At 70.4% G+C, this 18845-nt stretch carries 17 protein-coding genes and 5 pseudogenes; 9 read left to right on the top strand and 13 right to left on the bottom strand.

Annotated elements, in window-relative coordinates:
* Nucleotides 1–12 precede the first annotated feature (12 nt).
* From ABZ562_RS27020 to ABZ562_RS27010, 3 genes are all read right to left on the bottom strand, one after another.
* Nucleotides 13–2127 carry a SpoIIE family protein phosphatase gene (locus ABZ562_RS27020; RefSeq protein WP_361484423.1) on the bottom strand — a complete coding sequence of 705 codons (2115 nt, stop codon included), beginning with the start codon at nucleotides 2125–2127 and terminating at the stop codon, nucleotides 13–15.
* Nucleotides 2128–2215: 88 nt separating this feature from the next.
* Complete coding sequence (locus ABZ562_RS27015) at nucleotides 2216–3070, bottom strand: caspase family protein (protein WP_361484421.1); 855 nt, start codon at nucleotides 3068–3070, stop codon at nucleotides 2216–2218.
* 356 nt (nucleotides 3071–3426) lie between these two features.
* The gene (locus tag ABZ562_RS27010) at nucleotides 3427–3819 is read right to left on the bottom strand and encodes a nuclear transport factor 2 family protein (RefSeq protein ID WP_067271159.1); all 393 of its coding nucleotides are present in this window, start codon (nucleotides 3817–3819) and stop codon (nucleotides 3427–3429) included.
* A gap of 129 nt (nucleotides 3820–3948) precedes the next feature.
* Here ABZ562_RS27010 and ABZ562_RS27005 point away from each other — a divergent pair, with 129 nt between their 5' ends.
* The 3 genes and pseudogenes from ABZ562_RS27005 to ABZ562_RS26995 form a co-directional block, all read left to right on the top strand.
* Complete coding sequence (locus tag ABZ562_RS27005; protein WP_361484418.1) at nucleotides 3949–4527, top strand: PadR family transcriptional regulator; 579 nt, start codon at nucleotides 3949–3951, stop codon at nucleotides 4525–4527.
* Between the two features lie 43 nt (nucleotides 4528–4570).
* Nucleotides 4571–5431: an SGNH/GDSL hydrolase family protein gene (locus tag ABZ562_RS27000; protein WP_361484416.1), complete on the top strand. Its 861-nt coding sequence runs from the start codon at nucleotides 4571–4573 to the stop codon at nucleotides 5429–5431.
* 56 nt (nucleotides 5432–5487) lie between these two features.
* Nucleotides 5488–5687, top strand: a pseudogene (locus tag ABZ562_RS26995) (hypothetical protein); the annotation flags it as partial.
* Nucleotides 5688–5890: 203 nt separating this feature from the next.
* On the opposite strand, the pseudogene ABZ562_RS26990 reads toward ABZ562_RS26995, so the two are convergent.
* Nucleotides 5891–6232 (bottom strand): annotated as a pseudogene (locus tag ABZ562_RS26990) (aldo/keto reductase); the annotation flags it as partial.
* A gap of 117 nt (nucleotides 6233–6349) precedes the next feature.
* Between ABZ562_RS26990 and ABZ562_RS26985 the strand changes: the two are divergent.
* Nucleotides 6350–8974 (top strand): annotated as a pseudogene (locus ABZ562_RS26985) (Tn3 family transposase); the annotation flags it as partial.
* A 61-nt stretch (nucleotides 8975–9035) separates the two neighbouring features.
* Nucleotides 9036–9386, top strand: a complete 351-nt coding sequence (locus tag ABZ562_RS26980) for a Tn3 family transposase (RefSeq protein WP_361484580.1) — start codon at nucleotides 9036–9038, stop codon at nucleotides 9384–9386.
* A 76-nt stretch (nucleotides 9387–9462) separates the two neighbouring features.
* Here the strand turns inward: ABZ562_RS26980 and ABZ562_RS26975 are convergent, their stop codons facing one another.
* Together ABZ562_RS26975 and ABZ562_RS26970 are read right to left on the bottom strand one after the other, a co-directional pair.
* Nucleotides 9463–10710: an MFS transporter gene (locus ABZ562_RS26975; RefSeq protein WP_361484415.1), complete on the bottom strand. Its 1248-nt coding sequence runs from the start codon at nucleotides 10708–10710 to the stop codon at nucleotides 9463–9465.
* On the bottom strand, nucleotides 10707–11324 hold the full coding sequence (locus ABZ562_RS26970) for a winged helix-turn-helix domain-containing protein (RefSeq protein ID WP_361484413.1): 618 nt from the start codon (nucleotides 11322–11324) through the stop codon (nucleotides 10707–10709). Before ABZ562_RS26970 ends, ABZ562_RS26975 begins: the two co-directional genes overlap by 4 nt.
* Nucleotides 11325–11605: 281 nt before the next feature.
* On the opposite strand from ABZ562_RS26970, the gene ABZ562_RS26965 reads away from it, so the two are divergent.
* The gene (locus tag ABZ562_RS26965) at nucleotides 11606–12223 is read left to right on the top strand and encodes a recombinase family protein (RefSeq protein ID WP_361484578.1); all 618 of its coding nucleotides are present in this window, start codon (nucleotides 11606–11608) and stop codon (nucleotides 12221–12223) included.
* A 44-nt stretch (nucleotides 12224–12267) separates the two neighbouring features.
* Here the strand turns inward: ABZ562_RS26965 and ABZ562_RS26960 are convergent.
* Nucleotides 12268–12431: pseudogene (locus ABZ562_RS26960) on the bottom strand (aldo/keto reductase); the annotation flags it as partial.
* Between the two features lie 162 nt (nucleotides 12432–12593).
* Nucleotides 12594–12740, bottom strand: a complete 147-nt coding sequence (locus ABZ562_RS26955; RefSeq protein ID WP_361484411.1) for a hypothetical protein — start codon at nucleotides 12738–12740, stop codon at nucleotides 12594–12596.
* 284 nt (nucleotides 12741–13024) lie between these two features.
* Between ABZ562_RS26955 and ABZ562_RS26950 the strand changes: the two are divergent.
* Nucleotides 13025–13708, top strand: a pseudogene (locus tag ABZ562_RS26950) (transposase); the annotation flags it as partial.
* 7 nt (nucleotides 13709–13715) lie between these two features.
* On the opposite strand, the gene ABZ562_RS26945 reads toward ABZ562_RS26950, so the two are convergent.
* Nucleotides 13716–14369, bottom strand: coding sequence for a TetR/AcrR family transcriptional regulator (locus tag ABZ562_RS26945; RefSeq protein ID WP_361484409.1), 654 nt, complete (start codon nucleotides 14367–14369; stop codon nucleotides 13716–13718).
* A 110-nt stretch (nucleotides 14370–14479) separates the two neighbouring features.
* On the opposite strand from ABZ562_RS26945, the gene ABZ562_RS26940 reads away from it, so the two are divergent.
* Both ABZ562_RS26940 and ABZ562_RS26935 read left to right on the top strand, forming a co-directional pair.
* On the top strand, nucleotides 14480–14905 hold the full coding sequence (locus ABZ562_RS26940) for a nuclear transport factor 2 family protein (RefSeq protein ID WP_361484407.1): 426 nt from the start codon (nucleotides 14480–14482) through the stop codon (nucleotides 14903–14905).
* Nucleotides 14898–15752 (top strand): NAD(P)H-binding protein, encoded by an 855-nt coding sequence (locus ABZ562_RS26935; protein ID WP_361484405.1) that lies wholly within the window; start codon nucleotides 14898–14900, stop codon nucleotides 15750–15752. The genes ABZ562_RS26940 and ABZ562_RS26935 overlap by 8 nt, the downstream gene beginning before the upstream one ends.
* 38 nt (nucleotides 15753–15790) lie before the next feature.
* On the opposite strand, the gene ABZ562_RS26930 is transcribed toward ABZ562_RS26935, so the two are convergent.
* The 4 genes from ABZ562_RS26930 to ABZ562_RS26915 form a co-directional block, all read right to left on the bottom strand.
* Complete coding sequence (locus ABZ562_RS26930; protein ID WP_361484404.1) at nucleotides 15791–16807, bottom strand: RICIN domain-containing protein; 1017 nt, start codon at nucleotides 16805–16807, stop codon at nucleotides 15791–15793.
* Nucleotides 16808–16963: 156 nt separating this feature from the next.
* A complete protein-coding gene (locus ABZ562_RS26925; protein WP_361484402.1) occupies nucleotides 16964–17725 on the bottom strand; it encodes a sulfite exporter TauE/SafE family protein in 762 nt (253 codons plus the stop codon).
* A 59-nt stretch (nucleotides 17726–17784) separates the two neighbouring features.
* Entirely contained in the window at nucleotides 17785–18252 is a 468-nt protein-coding gene (locus tag ABZ562_RS26920; protein ID WP_361484400.1) for a hypothetical protein, read from the bottom strand.
* Entirely contained in the window at nucleotides 18249–18827 is a 579-nt protein-coding gene (locus tag ABZ562_RS26915) for an ATP-binding protein (protein WP_361484398.1), read from the bottom strand. The genes ABZ562_RS26920 and ABZ562_RS26915 overlap by 4 nt, the downstream gene beginning before the upstream one ends.
* Between the last annotated feature and the right edge of the window lie 18 nt (nucleotides 18828–18845).

Genomic DNA, 18845 nt, shown 5'->3' with positions numbered 1-18845 from the left:
GCCATATACGGACTATCCACCGTAACCACGTTCCCCGGCGGAGGGCGAGCGCCCGCACAGCCGGGCCAGCAGCAGCGCGACATCGTCGTCCGGCGCCCCGTGCAGCGCGGCCAGCACCTGGTCGCAGATCCGGTCCAGCGGGCCGTGGTGGTGGCGGCGCAGCAGCTGGACCAGGGTGCGCAGTCCGACGTCCAGCGACTCGTGCCGCTTCTCCACCAGACCGTCGGTGAACAGGGCCAGCACCGCGCCCTCGGCCAGTTCGCACTCGACCGCGGCGAAGGGAACGCCGCCGACGCCCAGCGGTGCGCCACTGGGGGCGTCGATCAGCTCGGCGTCGCCGCCCGGGTGGACCAGGACCGGCGGCAGATGGCCCGCGGTGGACAGCTCGCAGTACCCGGTGCGCGGGTCGCAGACCGCGTACAGGCAGGTGGCGATGGAGTCCCCCAGGGTCCGGGTGATCTCGTCGAGGTGGCGCAGCAGTTCGACGGGCGGCACGTCGAGCCTGGAGAAGGCGCGGGTCGCGGTGCGCAGCTGCCCCATGATCGCGGCGGCGTGGATGCCCTTGCCCATGACGTCCCCGACGACCAGGCCGACCCTGCCGTCCCGCAGCGGCAGCACATCGAACCAGTCGCCGCCCGCGGCGCTGACCGCGGGCAGATAGCGGGAGGCGGTCTCCAGGCCGTCGAGTTCGCGCGGCGGCAGGGACAGCAGGCTGCGCTGGAGGGTGAGCGCGGCGTCCCGTTCACGCCCGTACAGCCGGGCGTTGTCGATGGCCAGGGCGGCGCGGAGGGCCAGCTCACAGGCGAGGGTGAGGTCGTCCTCGTCGAAGGGCCTGGCGTTGACCGTGCGGTGCAGGCTGAGGGTGCCGAGCACGCTGCCGCGGGCGATGAGCGGGGCCGCGATGGAGGAGTGGACGCCCTCGCGCCGCAGCACCTCGGCGGCGTCCTCATCGCGCGCGATACGGCGTATGTCCTGCTCGGAGGTGTGCGACAGCAGGATCGGCCTGCCGCCGCGCACGCACTGGGTGATCAGGCGGCTCGGGCCGTAGCGGGCGATCTCGCCGACCGGGTCGGCGGCGTGGACGGCGTCGGTGGGGTAGCCCGCGGCGACGGCGAGCGCCCGGAAGCGGACGGGGCCGTCGCCGCGGACCCGGGCCACGGGTTCGCGGTGCACCACCGCGTCGAGGACGTCGACGGCCGCGAGGTCGGCGAGCCGGGGCACCGCCACGTCGGCGAGTTCCTGGGCGGTCTGCCGCAGGTCCAGGGTGGTGCCGATGCGGACGCCCGCGTCGGCGACGACGGCCAGTCGCTCGCGCGCCTCGGCGACCTCGCTGGCCGCCCGGTGGCGTGCGGACACGTCGATGATCGAGACGGCGATGCCCAGGACCCGGCCGCCGGAGTCCTCCAGCCGGTAGTACGACTCCGACCAGGCGTGGTCGTGGTCGGGGTCGGCGGGGGTCCGACCGATGGTCTGCTGGTCCAGGATCGGTTCCCCGGTGGCCAGAACGCGCCGCATGGCGGTCTCGATGGCCTCGGTGTCGAGCCCGGGCAGCATCTCGCTGATCCGGCGGCCGCGCACCAGGGGTTCGGCCATGCCGTTCATGCGCTGCAGCGAGGGGTTGGCGCGCAGCCACCGCAGCTCGGTGTCGAAGACCGCGAGGCCGACGGGCGACTGCTCGATCAGCAGGCCCGATACGGCCAGGTCGGTCTCGACCCGCCGTACGGTCTCCTCGTCGGCGGCCAGACCGAGGGCGTACGCGTCGTCGTGCACGTCGTGGAGGCCCATGGTGTGGAACTCCACGCGCACGGTGGCGCCGTCCCGGCGCCGGACGGGGAAGACGCCCGCCCAGGTGTCGCCCGCCCGGACCCGGGCGAACAGCTCCACGGCCGCCCGCCGGTCCTCGGGGCGGACCAGCAGCCGGTCCGCGCGGCGGCCCAGGGCCTCGGCCGCGCGGTAACCGAACAGCAGTTCCGCCTCGGGGCTCCACAGGGTGATACGGCCGTCGGCGTCCAGCACCACGGCGGCGACCCGCAGGAGGTCCAGCACCCCGCCCGCGACGGTGGTCAGGTCGTCCCCGCCCGTCCGGTCCGCCTCGCTGTCCTGGTCAAGACGGTCATGCGTCGTCATACCGGCACCTCACCGGCTCGCCGTGCCCTCCCTCTGTCATACCTCGCCCGGCGCACCGCCGCACCACCGATGGGGGATGCGGTCACGGTCAGATGGTGAACGGGCGCTGCCGGGCGAAGGCGGGGCGCGCGGATCCGGCCAGCGACAGATGGGGGGTCTGGTCCGGCGGCATCCTCCTGACGATCTCCCGGTGCAGTGCGCGGTAGCTGCCGGGGAACGCCCCGCCCCGCCAGACCTCCAGCAGGGTGCCGGTGAACAGTCCGTTGACGACGCCGTCGGCGGAGGTCTGGTTGTCCTGGCAGCCGGAGATGTGCAGCACGTCGGCGTCGATCTTCGCGAGGTCCTTGGCGGTGTGGGTCTTCTGGATCCGGTCGTAGAGGTCGCGGTCCCGTGCGTAGAGCGCGGACTGCACGGGCTGGGGCATGGCCCGCAGCCTCCTGCCGACCTCGCGGGGGTCGTCGGTGGCGAAGCGCCGGCCGAGTTCGCCCGGGCTGAGCAGCTCGGGCAGCCGCAGGGCGGCCGTACCGCTGTGGCAGCTGTCGGAGAGCATCCAGATCCGCACGCCCTTGGCGAACTTGCCGAACAGCCCGAACAGCTCGTCGTCGACCAGCTGACGGTCGTACAGCGCCCAGGTCCCGTCCAGCCGGTCGCCGGTCTCCTCGTGGTTGAGGTCGGGCACCTGGCCGCCGTGGCCGGAGTAGGTGAGGAAGAGGATGTCGCCCGCGGCCAGCCGGCCGGCCGCGGTCTCCAGCGCGGAGGTGACCGCCTCGGCGGTGGCGGCGCCGGTCAGCAGCGGGCCGGCGACCTCGAAGCCCGCCGCGCCGGCGAGCCGGGCCATGTCGGCCGCGTCCTGCTCGCCGGCGCTCAGCTCGCCGTTCCAGCCGTCGTACGCCACGGGATCGACCTGGTTGAGTCCGATGTGGACAGAGAGACCGGTGGCCATGGGGCCTCCTCGGGTCGCGGTCGTCGGCAGGTGCGCGGCGCGGCCGCCCCGCGGGCGATGGCTCGCCCTCCCCAGGATGATGCGGCGGCGCGTACCGCTCCGCCCTGTTTTCCGGGCCCATACGGGGAACCAGGTCTTCGGCCTGCCCCGATGCCGTGAGCGTGTGCAGGACGGCTCGATTACGGACAACTGGTGCAGCGCCGTCTCGACCTCGAAGCGCCCGCGCCGAAGGACGTGGCACAGCCGCCGGGGATGTCGTGACGCCTCACCAGGAGGTGCGTCGTCCCGCATGCTGGAGGGTGGCGGCGGTCAGTCAGGCGTTCCCGCGCCGATGACCACGGCGTCGGTCGTCGGGCTCACTGCTCGGCGGCCTCTCGGGCGATCTTCTCGAACTGGGCGCCCATGGCCTCGGACAGCGCGTGGGCGGCCGACAGCGGGCGCACCATCACCGTGAAGTCGTCGATCTTGCCGTCCTCGTCGAAGTGCAGGAAGTCGCAGCCCTGGAGCTTCTTTCCGGCGACGCTCGCGGTGAAGACGAACGCGTGGTCGCGGCCGTCGGGGTTCGCGATCTCCCGGACGTAGGTGAAGTTCTCGAAGACCTGTGTCACAGCGCGCAGGATCGCGGTGGTGATCGCCTTGCCCGGGTACGGCTTGAAGGCGACCGGGCTGGTGAAGACGACATCGTCGGCCAGAAGGGCGGCCACGGCGTCCAGGTCACCGTTCTCGACGGCCTTGCGGAAGGGGTGCATGATCGACCTCAATACTCAACAAGTTGCATATGTGTGGAGGAGGGTAGGGTCGACTCCGGTCGCTTGTCGAGGGGGCGGCGCTTCGAGAGTGCTCATCACTGAACACTCGCTGGGCCGTACCTTGCTCCCATGGCATTGCGGAACGCGGTGATGGCCGCGCTGCTGGAGGGCGAGGCGTCCGGTTACGACCTCGCAAAAGGCTTCGACGCGACGGTCGCGAACTTCTGGACGGCGACGCCTCAGCAGCTCTATCGGGAGCTGGAGCGCATGGAGGCCGAGGGGCTGGTCACGGCTCGCCTCGTCGAGCAGCGGCGTCGTCCCAACAAACGGCTGTTTTCCCTGACGGAGGCTGGGCGGGACGCGGTGCGCGCCTACACGGCCGAGCCGCCGGGTCGGCCCGCGGTCATCAGGGACGAGCTGCTGGTCAAGGTGCAGTGCGCGGACGCCGGCGACGTCGAGGCGGTGCGCGCCGCCGTCCTCGAACGCATGGAATGGGCCACGGCCAAGCTGGCCCGCTACGAGAGAATCCGGCAACGACTGCTGGGCGGCCGCTCAGAGGAGGCGTACTTCGCCGAGGCCGAGCGTATCGGCCCGTACCTCACTCTGCTGCGCGGGATGTCGTTCGAGCGGGAGAACCTCCAGTGGGGCGACATGGCGTTGCGCAGGCTCGACCAGCGCGCCAAGACTATTACTCAAAAAATTGACTAGAGTGGGGGCTCTTCCGGTGATCGCAATAAGGAGCCAGCCGCTCATGTCAGGCACTGAGACCCGCTATCTGCGCTTCGTGGCCCTGGGTGACAGTCACACCGAAGGGGTCGGCGACGGCGACGATGTGACAGGCCTGCGCGGGTGGGCCGACCGGCTCGCCGAGCACCTGGCTCGGCACAGCCCGCAGCTTCGGTACGCCAATCTCGCAGTACGGGGCCGTCTGGCCGGGCAGGTCCACGCGGAGCAGTTGCCCGCGGCGCTTGCGCTGCGGCCGGACTTCGCGACGGTCGTGGCCGGAGTCAACGACATGCTGCGCCCCCGCTTCGATCCGGATGAGGTGGCCGCGCATCTGGAGGCGATGTTCGCCGCGCTCACCGGCCAGGGGGCGCGCGTGGCGACGCTCACCATTCCCGACATCGCGCGCGTCACTCCACTGGCCCGTCCGCTCCGGCCGCGTCTTGAGGCGCTGAACCACCGTGTTCGCGCGGCGGCACACCGGCATGGTGTCGTCGTCGCCGACGTCACCCCGCATCCGGTGGCCACGGATCCACGCCTGTGGAGTCAGGACCGCCTCCACTCGAGCCCACTCGGCCACCAGCGGATCGCGGCGGCGCTCGCTCACTCGCTCAACCTGCCGGACACCGACGACTCCTGGACGCACCCGTTGCCCGTCCTGCCTGTCGGTCGGGCACGATTCTTGCGTGCCGCGTCAGCCGAGGTGCGCTGGGTCGCCGGATTCCTCGGTCCGTGGATCGGCAGGCGCGCGCGTGGGCGTTCCTCCGGAGACGGTCGCGTGGCCAAACGCCCGGACCTCCTGCCCGTCGGCAGCTCCGGCCAACACTTCGGCCGTGCCTTCCAGCGTGGACCAGAGCCCTCCGTCGACCGGGCAGACGCCTCGGAGTAGCGAGATCCGCTTGTCCGAGCATGAGTAGCGGTCGGTGCTTGCCCGAGTCGGGAACGACGAACGATGCCCACTACGTCCTTCAAGAGCACGCGGACTCCCACGACAACCTGCTGTGCATCCGGGTGGCAAGAACAGGGACGACCCGAACCGGTTAAGGTTCCACGGCACCGGCTACTACCTCAAGACCGCCGCTCAGATGGGGGACCTGTTCGCCGACCTGCCCGAGGCGTGCGACAACACCCCGCTGATCGCGGAGTCAGCGAGCGCGCGAGGGCCTTACGGCGCAGATGTGACGGTGTGGCCCTGACGCCTCCGACCACTGCCAGGGCCGACGGCCATTCGGCCCTGTCTGTGATGTCCAGGCGAAATGACCAGCGCGTGCTCTCCGATGCCATCTCAACTCGCCGGTGTGCCGCCTTCGGCCGGCGGGACCGGCGTTGCATGCGTGTGTGCAGGCGGTCAGTCTGTGGTGAAGCTGGACAGCATCGCAGCGGGGTAGCGGCTGCCTGCCGATCCGTGGGGAAGGATCTCAGTGATGCGGGCCAGATCGGCGGCCGAGAGCTGGACGTCGGTGGCGCCGGCGTTCTCCTCAAGGCGCTTGGTGCTGCGGGTGCCGGGAATGGGCGCGATGTCCTCGCCCTGGGCGAGCAGCCAGGCCGGCGCGAGCTGGGCGGTAGTGATGCCCTTGGTGTCGGCCAGATTCTTGAGCTGTTCGATGGCGTGCACGTTGTACGTGTAGCTCTCGCCCCGCCAACGCTCGTCCCAGCTGCGCATGTCGTCCGCGGGGTATTGGGGTGCCGGTAAGAACGCTGTCACCAGCCGCAAACGGCGGTGATCTTGCGAGGGCGTCACCCGTGTGGGTGAGTCCGGGGTCGTGCAGCTGCGCGGGGTGAAGCCCTAAGAGGACGATCGACGACCGTGGCCCGTACCCCTTTGGACCTGGACGACCTGGTCGAACACTGGACGCTGTTGAAGGACGAGCAAGGGCTCGTGTCCGGCAAGCGCGGTGCGACGCGCCTGGGCTTCGCCGTGTTGCTGAAGTTCTACACGCAGTACGGCCGGTTTCCCCGAGGCTGGTTCGAGTTGCCGGGCGAGGCGGTGGAGTTCGTCGCCCGGCAGGTACAGGTACCCGCCTCCGAGCTGGACGCGTACGAGTGGAGCGGCCGGACGGTCGAGTACCACCGCGCGCAGATCCGCGGGCACCTGGGCTTTCGTGAGTGCAGCGTTGCGGACGCGGACAAGCTGACCGCTTGGCTCGCCGAGCACGTCGCGTGCAAGGAGAGGCGGCCGGAGCAGGTACGCGTGGAACTGCTGGCCCGCTGCCGCACGGAGAGCATCGAGCCGCCGACTCCGGGGCGGTGCGACCGGATCGTGGGCGCCGCGCTGCGAGTGGCCGAGGAGACGCTGACGGCGAGGATCTCGGCGAGCCTCACGGTCGAGAGCACGGAGAGGATCGTCGCCCCGGTCGCCGGCGCCGACCAGAAGGACGACGCCGTACCCGCTGAAGCCGGTGCCGGTGAGGGCGAGGACGGGCCGCCGGTCCTGGGGAAGATCAAGGAGGCTCCGGGCAATGTGAGCCTGGAGACGATGCTGACCGAGATCGACAAGCTGCTTGCGGTGAGGGCGGTCGGGCTGCCGGCGGATCTGTTCGCCGATATCGCGCCGAAGGTGGTGGCCGGGTGGCGGGCGCGGGCCGCGGTGGAATCTCCCTCACACCTGCGCACTCACCCGCTGCCCTTGCGGGTGACGCTGCTGGCCGCGCTGCTGCACGAGCGGGAGCGGGAGATCACGGACACGCTGGTCGAGCTGCTGATCTCCACGGTGCACCGCATCGGGGCGCGGGCGGAGAAGAAGGTCACCGAGCAGCTGGTCAACGCGTTCAAGAAGGTGTCGGGCAAGGAGAACATCCTCTTCAAGCTAGCCGAGGCGTCGATCGGGGAGCCGGAGGGCACGGTCCGCGAGATCGTCTACCCGGCGGTCTCCGGGGGCGAGCAGACGCTGGGGGAGCTGGTGCACGAGTTCAAGACCCGCGGCCCGGTCTATCGGCGCACGGTGCAGACCACCTTGAAGGCGTCGTACACCAACCACTACCGGCGCGGGCTGATCAAGCTGCTGGACGTACTGGAGTTCCGCTCGTCCAACCACACGCACCGGCCGGTGATCGAGGCGTTGGCGCTGGTGGCTCGGTACGCGGCGGCGGGCAACACCACGTACTACCCGCTGGGCGAGACCGTGGCGGTGCACAAGGCGATGGGCGGGGACTGGGCCGAGGTCGTCCACCGCACCGACAAGCGCGGCCGACGCCGGGTGGTGCGGATGGTCTACGAGGTCGTCGCCTTCCAGGCCCTGCGCGACCATCTCAGGTGCAAGGAGATCTGGGTGGTCGGCGCCGACAAGTGGCGCAACCCCGACGAGGACCTGCCCCAGGACTTCGCCGAGCGGCGCGAGGAGAACTACCGCGAGCTGCGCAAGCCGCTGGACGCGGCCGACTTCGTCGACGAGCTGCGCGAGCAGATGATCACCGAGCTGACGTTGCTCAACGATGGGATGCCGCGCTTGAGCTGGCTGGACATCGCCGAGCGGAAGTCCGGGGCGATCCGGCTGACCCCGGCCGAGGCCCAGCCCGAGCCGAAGAACCTGCGCAGGGTCAAGAGCGAGGTACAGCGCCGGTGGGGCATCGTGCCGCTCATCGACATGCTCAAAGAGGCCGTCCTGCGCACGGGTTGCCTGGACACGGTCACCTCGGTCTCCGGCGGCGGCTCCCTCTCGGCGGAGGTCCTGGCCGAGCGCCTGCTCCTGGTGATCTACGCCTACGGCACGAACACCGGGATCAAGGCCGTCGCCTCCGGCGGCCACGGCCACACCGAGGACGAACTGCGCTACGTCCGCCGCCGCTACCTCTCGGCGGAGGCCGCCCGCGCCATCGCCATCCAGATAGCGAACGCCACCTTCGCCGCCCGCAGCACCGAACTGTGGGGCCAGGGCTCGACCGCGGTCGCCTCCGACTCCACCCACGTACGCGCCTACGACCAGAACCTGTTCACCGAGTGGCACTCGCGCTACGGAGGCCGCGGGGTCCTCATCTACTGGCACGTGGAGAAGAAGTCCCTGGCCATCCACTCCCAGCTGATCAACTGCACCGCCTCCGAAGTCGCCGCGATGGTCGAGGGCGCCATGCGGCACGGCACCACCATGGACGTCGAGGCCAACTACACAGACAGCCATGGCCAGTCGGAGATCGGGTTCGGCATCACCCGGTTGCTGAACTTCGACCTGCTGCCGCGCATCAAGCGGATCAACAAGGTCAAGCTATACCGGCCGGCGGTCGGCGAACCGGACGCCTACCCGCAACTGACCCCGGCGCTGACCCGGCCGATCCGCTGGGAACTCATCGCCCAGCAGTACGACCAGATGATCAAGTACGCCACCGCGATCCGGACCCGTACCGCGTCCACCGAGGCGATCCTGCGCCGCTTCACCCGCAACGCCTCCCACCCCACCTACGCGGCCATGCTGGAGGTCGGCCGTGCACAGAAGACCGTCTTCGTGGCCCGACTTGCGGCTGCGGGACCTCCAGCGGGAGATCGAGGAGGGCCTGAACGTGATGGAGTCCTCCAACGGCGCCAACTCTGTGATCGCCTATGGCAAGGGCGGGGAGATCGCCTCGAACCGGCGCGACGAGCAGGAGATGTTCGTCCTGTGCCTGCGCATCCTTCAGTCAGCCCTGGTCTTCGTGAACACCCTGATGCTCCAGGACATCCTTGGCGAACCGGAGTGGGCCGACCTCCTCACGCCCGCCGACCGGCGGGGCCTGACCCCGCTCTTCTGGTCCCACGTGCGCCCGTACGGGGAGGTCAACCTCGACATGGGCTCCCGGCTCAACCTCACTGCGGTCACGGTGCCCGGCCCTCGAACACCAGCGGCCGCCGACAACAGTGCAGAGTCTCGAAGGTGATCGCATCGTACCGTCGAGGGAGACGGTCGAAAGAGAACGCATCGTGCTCACTGCCTGCGGAGGAGTCCTGGCACGGTCATGTCTGGGCGCCTGTGTCTTGGAGTCGGGCGTGCCGCAGGGCCGGGACCGCGACGGCTAGCGCGGCGGCCAGCAGATTGATCACGCCGCACCCGGTGAAGAAGATGGCCGCTCCCCATATTTGCGCCGTGACGCCCGCGACGGGGAAGAGGGCAGGTGCCAGGCCCAGTGTGCAAAGTGTCGTCAGTGAGGTGACCCGGCCGAGGTACTGAGGATCGGCCTCTGCTTGGACCAGGGCACTGGTGAGCGTCACTGTGGTGCCACTGGCCAGGCCGATCAGGACGGCGAGAGCGGTGGCGGTCAGCAGCGACGGTACGCGCCCCAGGGCTGTCGTGGCCGCGGCGGTGACCAGCAACGCGGCGATGACGCCTGGCCCAGCCTGGGGAATCCGGGGAAGAACAGTGATCCATAAGGCTGCGGCTGCCGCCCCGACGCTGAAGGCGCTCGCCATCCACCCCGTCCCCGCGGCGCCCCAGCCTCGTTCATCCGCCAGCAGTACCAGGCCCAGGGCGACCGGTCCGCTAAAGCACATCTCGCTCAGCCCGATCACCCCCGCGAGCGGGGCGAGCATCCGGTGACGGCGGACGTACCGCAGACCGTCGCCCAGCTCTCGCCGGAGGGCGGGGCGGGCGGGGGCTGCCGGGGCAGGGGCGGGGGCGACGTGCACGGTGAGGAGGAGGACGAGTGATACGGCGAAGAGGACTCCCGTGGCCGTGAAGGCGCCGGCCGCCCCGCCGGCGGCCAGCACGATGCCCCCCACAGCAGGGCCGACGGCGTTGCTCAACCGAATCGACAGTCCCCGCATGCCCTGGACCCGGGCGAGCTGCTCCCGCGTTGTGATCCGGGGCGGGAGGGCGCCCACGGCGGGCATGAACACTGCATCCACCGCGCCGAAGAGCAAGGCGAGCGGTACCAGCAGCCATATCCCCGGCGCGGCCAGCACCAGAACGGCAGCCGAGGCCAGGATGACCAGGCAGCGGGTAGCGTCACTGGCCGCGGCGACCCGCCGAGGGCCGAACCGGTCGGCCACCACACCCCCGACGAGCATGAACACCGCACGGGGGAGGGCTCCGGCCGCGACCACCAGGCCCGCCTGCGACGGACCAGCCGTGCGGGTGGCGGACCAGGACAGCGCCAGGAAGTAGACCACATCGCCGGTGACCGACGCAGTGTACGCGGCGAGCCAGCGCAGCACGTTGCCATCCCGGTATGCCGGCCGCACGGCGGCTATGGACGGTCCTGTCATGAGCCGACGGTTCGCGGCGCGATGGTGCCGGGCACCGGGAACATCTGTACCTGGACCGCCACTGGTGCGAGTCCCTCCGAGTCCTCGCCCTGTGCCTGCCGGTACCGGGAGATCACTGCGAAGATCTCGTCGCGCACCAAGGCCACCTCCTTCGGGCTCAGCCGCAGGACGAAGTCGCCGAAGGTGCTGACGTCGAACCACTCCTCAGGCAGCAGCGGCACCTCCTGGGCCGCCGTGCGCAAACGCTCCACGCAGGCGAGGGCTACGGCATGGGCGTACGCGCGTCCGGCCTCCCGCTGCTCAGGAGCCCCGGACGCCGGATCGTGGATCGACTGGCGATGGGCGGCTTTCCACCACCGTTCGCGTCCAGTGCCGCGGCCCGGCTCCTCCACGATGAGCCCGCCCGCTTCCAGACGACGCAGGTGATAGCTCGCAGCCCCGGGATTGATGCCTAGCTCCCCGGCGACCCTGGTCGCGGTCGACGGTCCGCACTGGCGCAACAGCGCGAGCACGTTGATCCGCATGGGGTGGGCCAGCACGCGCAAAGCGGCGGTGTCTAGTTCGATGTCCGGCCCCGAGGCCCAGTTGGGTGAGGCGGCAGGGGAAACAGCCATGCGCCGAGAGTAGACCTACAACAACTCTTTCGAAAGAGTTGTTGTTATCGACCTCGGGCCGGCCTGCTCATTTATCGACCGATTAATGAGCAAGATCGCCAAGTGGCGACGCGCGGCCGGAACGGCATCGGATCATGTCCATAAAACGGTGTCAGGAAATGGATGTGCTCAAGAACTTGAGGGACACCGTTTTCTGTACGATCTGGCGGGTGCAGCCACCCCAGGACGACGACATCGCGGATCTCCTCGCCCCCGTTCCGGCCCTGCGGACCGGCGGCCTCATGGGATACGCCCGCGTGTCCACCAAGGGGCAGTTGCTCGATCGACAGATTCACGCACTCACCGAGGCAGGGTGCATCCGGATCTTCGCCGACAAGAAGTCCGGCAAGAACGCCGAACGCGAGGAACTGTGGAGGGCCCTCGACTACCTGCGCGAGGGTGACACCCTCGTCGTCCCGTCTCTGGACCGGCTCGGCCGTTCTATCCAGGACCTCATCGCCATCGTGTCCGGCCTGCGCAAGCGTGGCGTCGGCTTCACCTCGCTGCACGAGGCGCTCGACACGACCACGCCCGGTGGACGCCTGGTCTTCCACGTGTTCGCGGCCCTCGCCGAGTTCATCCGGGAACTGATCGTGCAGGGCACCCATGAGGGCCTGGACGCCGCTCGCGCCCGCGGCACCCGACTCGGCCGCCCGCCAGCGATGACGGAGGAGCAGGTACGTCACGCCCGCGACCTGCTCGCCCGCCCAGAGAACACCGTCACCTCGATCGCGAAGCTCCTCGGCGTCTCCAGGAACACGATCTACAACTACGTGCCCGAGCTGAAGGGCGGTCGCCTTGCACTCGCTAAGGCGACGAGCACGCCGGAACTGCCCCAACCCACCAGGTCCGAGGACTGATCACCGCCGTTTGCGGCTGGTGACAGAGTTCTTACCGGCACCCCGTATTCGCTGGCGGGCTTGACCTGGCCGGCGAGGAAGCCGCGGCCGAGCGGGGGGTAGGCACCAGGTCGATGCCGAGTTCCCGCAGAACGGGAAGGATCTTCTCCTCCACCTCCCGCTCGAAGAGCGAGTACTCGTACTGGAGCACGGAGACCGGGGTGACGGCGACGATCCCGCGTCGACAGCGATCAGCAGGGTCAGAAGCCGTTGCGCATCTACCGTCATCGACGGCGAGTCGAGCCCCGAGCTTTGCATGCAGTTCATGCTGGTCAGGGCGCTCGCTCATACGGCGGAAGCATGGTGACGTGTGCACACCGAGCCTGCCTTTTCAGGGATTCGGGTCGGTGGTGTGGGTGCGTCGGTGGTGGGCGTAGTCGCTGGTGTGCTGTTCGGCCCAGTCCTCCCCGGCGGCTGGTTCCGGTTCGATCCGCGCCCGTTCCCCCTCGAACACCTCCCGCCAGTAGCGTTCCAGCATGCTCAGGAAACTTTCGAGGGGTGCGCGGGGGCCGTCGAGGAGCATCGCGGCCATCGCTTAGCCGCTCTCACGTGTGACACGCTCCCGTAGCAGGCCGCGTACGTCCGGTTCCCACAGCGCGTGTGGATCCCTGCCTCCGCCGCCGCCCCGCCACGGCGAAAGCAGCGGGATGGCGAACTCCAGCTGGACCAGCTCCGGGTCCGCCGTGCGCAGGCCGGCCAGCTCGCTGCCGAAGTCCGCGAGCCCGCCGGTCGGCCGCGGAACATGCGGGCTCAGTACGGCTTCAACGCATAAAGACCTGGAAGACCTCCCGCGAGCCCGCCGCCAAGAAGGCCCGCGTCGAGCACCTCTACGCGATCGCCGACGGCGAGGTCATACCCGAGGACGGCGAGCCCGAAGTCGTCTTATGCCTGGACGAGTTCGGCCCGCTCAACCTCCAGCCCCACCCCGGACGGCAATGGGCCGAGCGCGGCGGACGGCACAAGGACCCCGACCGGGAGCCCCGGCCCCGGCGGCGTGCGACCTATACCCGCCCGCACGGGGTCAGGCACTTGTTCGCCGCCTACGACCTCGGCAAGGACAAGCTCTACGGCCACATCAAGCCGAAGAAGAACCGGACGAGATTTCTGGAGTTCTGCCGCTGCCTGCGCAGCCTCTACCCGCCCAAGGTCCGCATCGCGATCGTGCTCGACAACTTCTCCCCGCACCTGACCACAAAGAGGGACACCCGTGTCGGCGACTGGGCCGCAGCGAACAACGTCGAGTTCGCCTACACCCCGACCGACAGCTCCTGGCTGAACCGCATCGAGGCCCAGTTCACCGCCCTGCGCTACGTCGCACTGGATGGCACGGGCCACGTCAGCCACAAGGAGCAGGGAAGCATGATCCGCCGCTACATCATCTGGCGGAACGAGCACGCCGCCGACGAACGGTTCCGCGAGGTAGTCAACAGGGCAAATGTTGCCTGATGCGGCACTAGGGAGTGTCCTCCGGGTCATGCCGGGCTCGCGCGCCCCGGGCCGACAGGGCGTGCACGACGAGGTCGGCGGCGCACTCCAGATAACCGGGCTCCGGCGGCACGCCCCGCACCGCGACGCGCCAGTAGACGGGCGCGGCGAGCAGATCGAGCGCCAGTTCGCGGTCGGTGTCCGGCGGCAGGTCACCGCGCGCGATCGCGCGGTCCAGCAGCGCGACCGCGCGGGCGCGGCGCGGCTCGCCGATGCTGTCGGCGAGCGCCCGCGACAGCGCCTCGTCCCGGCGTGCCTCGGCGATCAGGTCCGGGATGATGCGGCTGAACCGCGGATGGGTCAGCCAGTCGGCGACCGCGCGCAGCGCGGCGAGCACATCGCCGCGCAGCGACCCGGAGTCGGGCAGGTCGACCATCGCGACGCTCAGTTCGGACGCGATGTCGATGACCATCTGCTGCTTGGAGGCCCACCGCCGGTACAGCGCGCTCTTGCCGACCCCGGCCCGCTTGGCGACCGCCTCCATCGACAGCCGCGCATAGCCCTGCTCGGCGAGTTCGTCGAGCACGGCGGCGCGGATGGCCTCGGTCTTGTGGGGGCGCAGTGTGGCGGCGCCGCTCGGGGCGCGCCGGGCGGGTGAGGCGGGGTGGGAGGGATCCGGCATGGGCCGACTCTAGCAGATGGACGAGACGGTACCGTTCTGTTTAGAGTGCGAACGGGACGGTACCGTCCCGTCCAAACATTTCCGTCCATCCATCGAAGGAGAAACCCGTCATGGACGAACGCGTCAGGGTGTACGAGCGGGCCAGGGAACTTCTGCTCGCCCACGACATGCGGGGGTTCGCGGATCTGTGGGCCGAGGACGGCACCATGGAGTTCCCGTTCGCCCCGCCCGGATGGCCGCGCAGGCTGGAGGGCCGCGAGGCGGTGCGGGAGTACGTGCGCGACTACACCGACCACATCGACCTGCGGGCCGTCGTCCACGAGGTCGTCCACCGGACCGCGGACCCGGGCGTGCTGATCGTGGAGTTCGCGGTGGACGCCGTCGCCGTCGCCACCGGCCGCGCGCACCGCATCGACTACGTGGCCGTCATCACCGTCCGGGACGGCGAGATCGCCTCCTACCGGGACTACTGGAATCCGCTCGTGCTGGACGACGGGCTGACGTTCGCCGCCGAGGGGGGCCGGACCGATGGCTGAACCCACCGTGCTGGTCACCGGCGCGACCGGGAACACCGGCTCGCGCGTCGTACGGCGCCTGCGGGAGCGCGGGGTACCGGTCCGGGCGGCGGCCCGGCGGCCCGGACCCGAGGCGGGCGCGGGTGCGGAGGGGGTGCGCTTCGACTGGTACGACCCGGCCACCCACGCCGCCGCGCTGAGCGGGGTGGAGCGGATCTATCTGGTCGCCCCCGTCGGCGAGGCCGACCCGGTGCCCCTCGTCGAACCGTTCCTCGCCGCCGCGCTCGGCCGGGGCGTACGGCGGGTGGTGCTGCTCAGCTCCTCCGCGGTCCCCGCCGACGCCCCCGGACTGGGCGCCCTGCACCGGCTCGTGCGGGACACGGTGCCGGAGTGGGCGGTGCTGCGGCCGTCATGGTTCATGCAGAACTTCACCGGCGACCACGCGGTGGCCCATGCCATCCGCGGCGACGGCTGGATCGTCACCGCCACCGGTGACGGCCGGGTCGCCTTCGTCGACGCGGACGACATCGCCGCCGTCGGTGTCCGGGCCCTGCTGGACGACCGCCCGCACGACACGGACCATGTCATCACCGGCCCGCAGGCACTCAGCTACGCCGACGCGGCGCGCGTCGTGGCCGAGGTCTCCGGGCGCCGGGTCGACCATGTCACGGTGACGCCCGGGGCGCTGCGGGAGAGGCTGGCGGACGCGGGGATACCGCACGAGTTCGCGGCGGTGCTGGCGGCCCTGGACGAGGACATCCGGGGCGGCGCGGAGGACCGTACGACGGATACGGTCCTGCGGATCACCGGCCGCGAGCCCCGGTCGTTCCGGGACTTCGCCATCGCCCACCGGGCAGCTTGGGAGTAGGGGGTGGTCCGCACGGCCGCGCGGACCCACCTTCCGGCTCAGCTGTTGCAGGACGTGAAGTCCGGGCTGGTCTGCGCCAGATAGATGCTGGACCGGCCCTGGTCGTCGCTGCGCAGCGGGACCGTGACGGTGTCCTGCGCCTTCCACGGGAAACCGTTCGCGTCGAAGGTCCACTCGCCGGTCACCTTCGTCGCCAGCTCCGACAGCGCCACCCATCCGTACTGATGAGACGGCACGCTGATCGTCAGGCTGTTGCCCAGCTCCTCACTCAGGCTGTAGCTGACCTCGCCGGAGATGGTGAGGCTGACGCTGGTCTGTACGGGGCTCGCGCTTCCCGCGCCGATCTGCCCGGTGAAGGACACCCCGAGCTTGCTCGCCCAGCCGGTGCTGGTCTTCAGCGAGAACGTCCACGGGACCGGCGCCTCGGTGCCGTTGTACCAGACGGGAGAGACGCATTGCTTCGGCAACGGCTCGGCCGGGGCCTGGGAACCCTTCGTCCACGAGCAGGTCGCCGCGTCCTTCTGGCAGCGCTTGGACGCGTGGTCCACCGCGGCCCGGAGCGCGGCGCCGGTCGCCGACGAGGGGATCCTCCACTGCTGCGCCTTGCTGCCGTTGCAGCCGTAGGTCTGGGTCCACGCGTCGTCGTACTGGGCGGCCAGGACGACGTCGATGCACTTGTTGTCACCGGCGTTGCGGATCATGAACGTGTCGCCGGCGCCGCTCACGGGCTGGAAGTACCAGCGCTGCCCGGAGGACGCGGAACAGGACTGCTGCCTGAGCGGGTAGCCGGCTTCGACGCATTTGCCGGTGTCGTCGTTGACGAGGGTGAACGCCCCGTCGGCCTGCGTGTTGGCGTGCCACTTCTGGTGGTGGCCCGGCGCGGAGTTGGTGACGATGAAGACGCCGTCCCCGGTGTTGCCGTTCTGCACGTCCAGGTTGCGGCCGCTGTTGACCGACGTGAAGCTCAGCCCGGTCAGCCCCGGTCCGTCGTCCGCCCGGGCCGTCCCGGCCTGCGCGGCCAGGCCGAGGACGACGGTGAACGCGGCGATGAGCACGGCGAAGGTTCCACGTAAGCCACTGAGTCTGGGCGCTTTCATACCGGAACAACCCCCTTATTCGGTTAACGCTTCGGTGGTGTAATCCACCTCGTTCCGTACGCTATCGCTCTCTTTGGCCCCGCGGCAGTGCGCCACCGTCAGCGCGCGGGCCGGTCAGCGCAGCAGGAGTTGCAGTCCGCCCACCACGGTCGCCGCGATCACCAGCCGCTCGAAGAGCAGCTGGTCGATGCGGTCGACGCACAGCTTTCCGAGGATGGCGCCGGGTATCACGAAAAGGGCGAGGCCCGCGTCCAGCTTCAGGGAGTCGCCGTCGATCAGGCCGAGACCGACGCTGAAGGGCACCTTGCACACGTTCACGATGAAGAAGAACCAGGCCGAGGTGCCCAGGAAGCCGAGCTTCCGGAAGCCGGAGGAGATCAGGTAGAGGGACATCACCGGGCCGCCCGCGTTGGCGACCATGGTGGTGAACCCGCCGAGGGCGCCGTACGAACCGGCCTTGACCCGGCCCCCGGCGCCGCCGGGGGCCGGGCCGGCCGCCGCCCCGTCCGCCCCCGTACGCCGTCGCCACACCGTGACGGCGGCCATGAACAGCAGGATCGCGCCGATCGACACGCGCACCGCCGCGTCGTCGGCCCACAGCATGAACGCCCAGCCCGCCACCACCCCGACCGCGACCGCGGGGAGCAGCCGCCACAGGGTGGCCCAGTGGGCGTGCCGCCGGTAGGTGACCACGGCGAGCACATCGCCGACGATGAGCAGCGGCAGCAGCACCCCCGTCGACTCACGGGCGGGCAGTACGGCCGCGAAGATGGCGAGGCTGACCGTGTTGGCCCCGCTGACGGCGGTCTTCGAGAAGCCGACGAGCAGGGCCGCACCGGCGAGCGCGGCCAGTTCCCAGAGGGCGATGGTGTTCATGCCACGACACGATGCTACGTCCCCACCTGCGCGGACACGGCGGGGTGGCGCCGAGCCCGCTAATGGCCCGCCGCCTCCTCCAGGGCCGCCCGCAGCGTACGGCTGTCGGTGAGGCCGTCGCCGGGCCGGGTCAGCCAGACGTGACCGCGCCGCACGCAGCCCGGGCGGGGGCATCGCAGCACCCGGCCCGCCCCGGCCGCCGCGACCGTGCGGCGGCGGGCGTACGGGGTCCCGGCCAGCCAGCGCTTCCACTCGGCCGCGGAGCCGGGCGGGACGAGGAAGGTCAGCACATGGCTGGTGGTCGCCAGCATCACGGGCCCCGTCGCGGCGTCGCGCCGCTGGAGGGCCTGGATCACCGCCGTGCCGATGTCGTCGGCCATCCGGACCAGGTCGAAGACGGTGCCCACCGGCAGATCGGCGAGGCCGTCGCCGCTGGCCCACTGGAGCCGCACCCGCCCGGGGTCGTCGCTGGCGGAGAGCAGCCAGTCGGCCGCGTCGGTCTCCACGGTGCCGCCCACAGGGCTCATGAGGCGCGCTCGAGCGGCAGGGTGAACCACACCTTCTTCCCCTCACCCCCGGGGTCCGGCGGCTCGGTGCCCCAGTCGCTGGCGAGGCAGTCGACGATGGCGAGACCGCGGCCGCACTCCTCGGTCGGCGAGGCGCGGCGGAAGACGGGAATGACGGGCGAGCCGTCGGCCACCTCGACCCGCAGCTGATGACCGAAGCATCCGGCGGCCTCCAGGGAGACGGTGATGGTCACGGTGTCGGCGGGGCCGGAGCTGCCGTGCTCGACCGCGTTGGCGAACAGTTCGTTGGTGGCGAGGACGGCACCGTCGACGAGCGCGCCGAGCCGCCAGTCGTTCAGATGGCCTGTGACCATGCGCCGCACCGCGGCGGCACGGTCGGGAAGGGCGGGGAATTCGGCCCGGAAGAGGCGGCGGGTGGCCAGGGCGCTCATCGGCCCCTCCCCGCGCGGCTCGGGCCCGGTGATCCGGATGCAGTGGCGGTTGACGGACACCGCGAGGGCCGGGCGATCGCGCCCCAGGTCCTCGTCATCGGCCGGTGCCGGCCGCTGCGGCAGTCCTGGGAGGGATCGGCTCACGGTGTCCGTCCTCGTCGG

This window comes from Streptomyces sp. NPDC019937 (assembly GCF_040631655.1).
In the GTDB taxonomy this organism is placed as follows: domain Bacteria; phylum Actinomycetota; class Actinomycetes; order Streptomycetales; family Streptomycetaceae; genus Streptomyces.
Note: the sequence above shows the minus strand (reverse complement) of the source record. Positions and strands in the feature narration are given on the sequence as shown.

Bases quoted from the DNA above. Each gene is read 5' to 3' on its own strand.
- ABZ562_RS26955 (WP_361484411.1), bottom strand. From the start codon at position 12,740: ATGCTGGAACGCTACTGGCGGGAGGTGTTCGAGGGGGAACGGGCGCGG.
- ABZ562_RS26965 (WP_361484578.1), top strand. From the start codon at position 11,606: ATGGGATACGCCCGCGTGTCCACCAAGGGGCAGTTGCTCGATCGACAG.
- ABZ562_RS26920 (WP_361484400.1), bottom strand. From the start codon at position 18,252: ATGAGCCCTGTGGGCGGCACCGTGGAGACCGACGCGGCCGACTGGCTG.
- ABZ562_RS27020 (WP_361484423.1), bottom strand. From the start codon at position 2,127: ATGACGACGCATGACCGTCTTGACCAGGACAGCGAGGCGGACCGGACG.
- ABZ562_RS26980 (WP_361484580.1), top strand. From the start codon at position 9,036: ATGGAGTCCTCCAACGGCGCCAACTCTGTGATCGCCTATGGCAAGGGC.
- ABZ562_RS27015 (WP_361484421.1), bottom strand. From the start codon at position 3,070: ATGGCCACCGGTCTCTCTGTCCACATCGGACTCAACCAGGTCGATCCC.
- ABZ562_RS26925 (WP_361484402.1), bottom strand. From the start codon at position 17,725: ATGAACACCATCGCCCTCTGGGAACTGGCCGCGCTCGCCGGTGCGGCC.
- ABZ562_RS26975 (WP_361484415.1), bottom strand. From the start codon at position 10,710: ATGACAGGACCGTCCATAGCCGCCGTGCGGCCGGCATACCGGGATGGC.
- ABZ562_RS26945 (WP_361484409.1), bottom strand. From the start codon at position 14,369: ATGCCGGATCCCTCCCACCCCGCCTCACCCGCCCGGCGCGCCCCGAGC.
- ABZ562_RS27005 (WP_361484418.1), top strand. From the start codon at position 3,949: ATGGCATTGCGGAACGCGGTGATGGCCGCGCTGCTGGAGGGCGAGGCG.
- ABZ562_RS27000 (WP_361484416.1), top strand. From the start codon at position 4,571: ATGTCAGGCACTGAGACCCGCTATCTGCGCTTCGTGGCCCTGGGTGAC.
- ABZ562_RS26970 (WP_361484413.1), bottom strand. From the start codon at position 11,324: ATGGCTGTTTCCCCTGCCGCCTCACCCAACTGGGCCTCGGGGCCGGAC.
- ABZ562_RS26935 (WP_361484405.1), top strand. From the start codon at position 14,898: ATGGCTGAACCCACCGTGCTGGTCACCGGCGCGACCGGGAACACCGGC.
- ABZ562_RS27010 (WP_067271159.1), bottom strand. From the start codon at position 3,819: ATGCACCCCTTCCGCAAGGCCGTCGAGAACGGTGACCTGGACGCCGTG.
- ABZ562_RS26940 (WP_361484407.1), top strand. From the start codon at position 14,480: ATGGACGAACGCGTCAGGGTGTACGAGCGGGCCAGGGAACTTCTGCTC.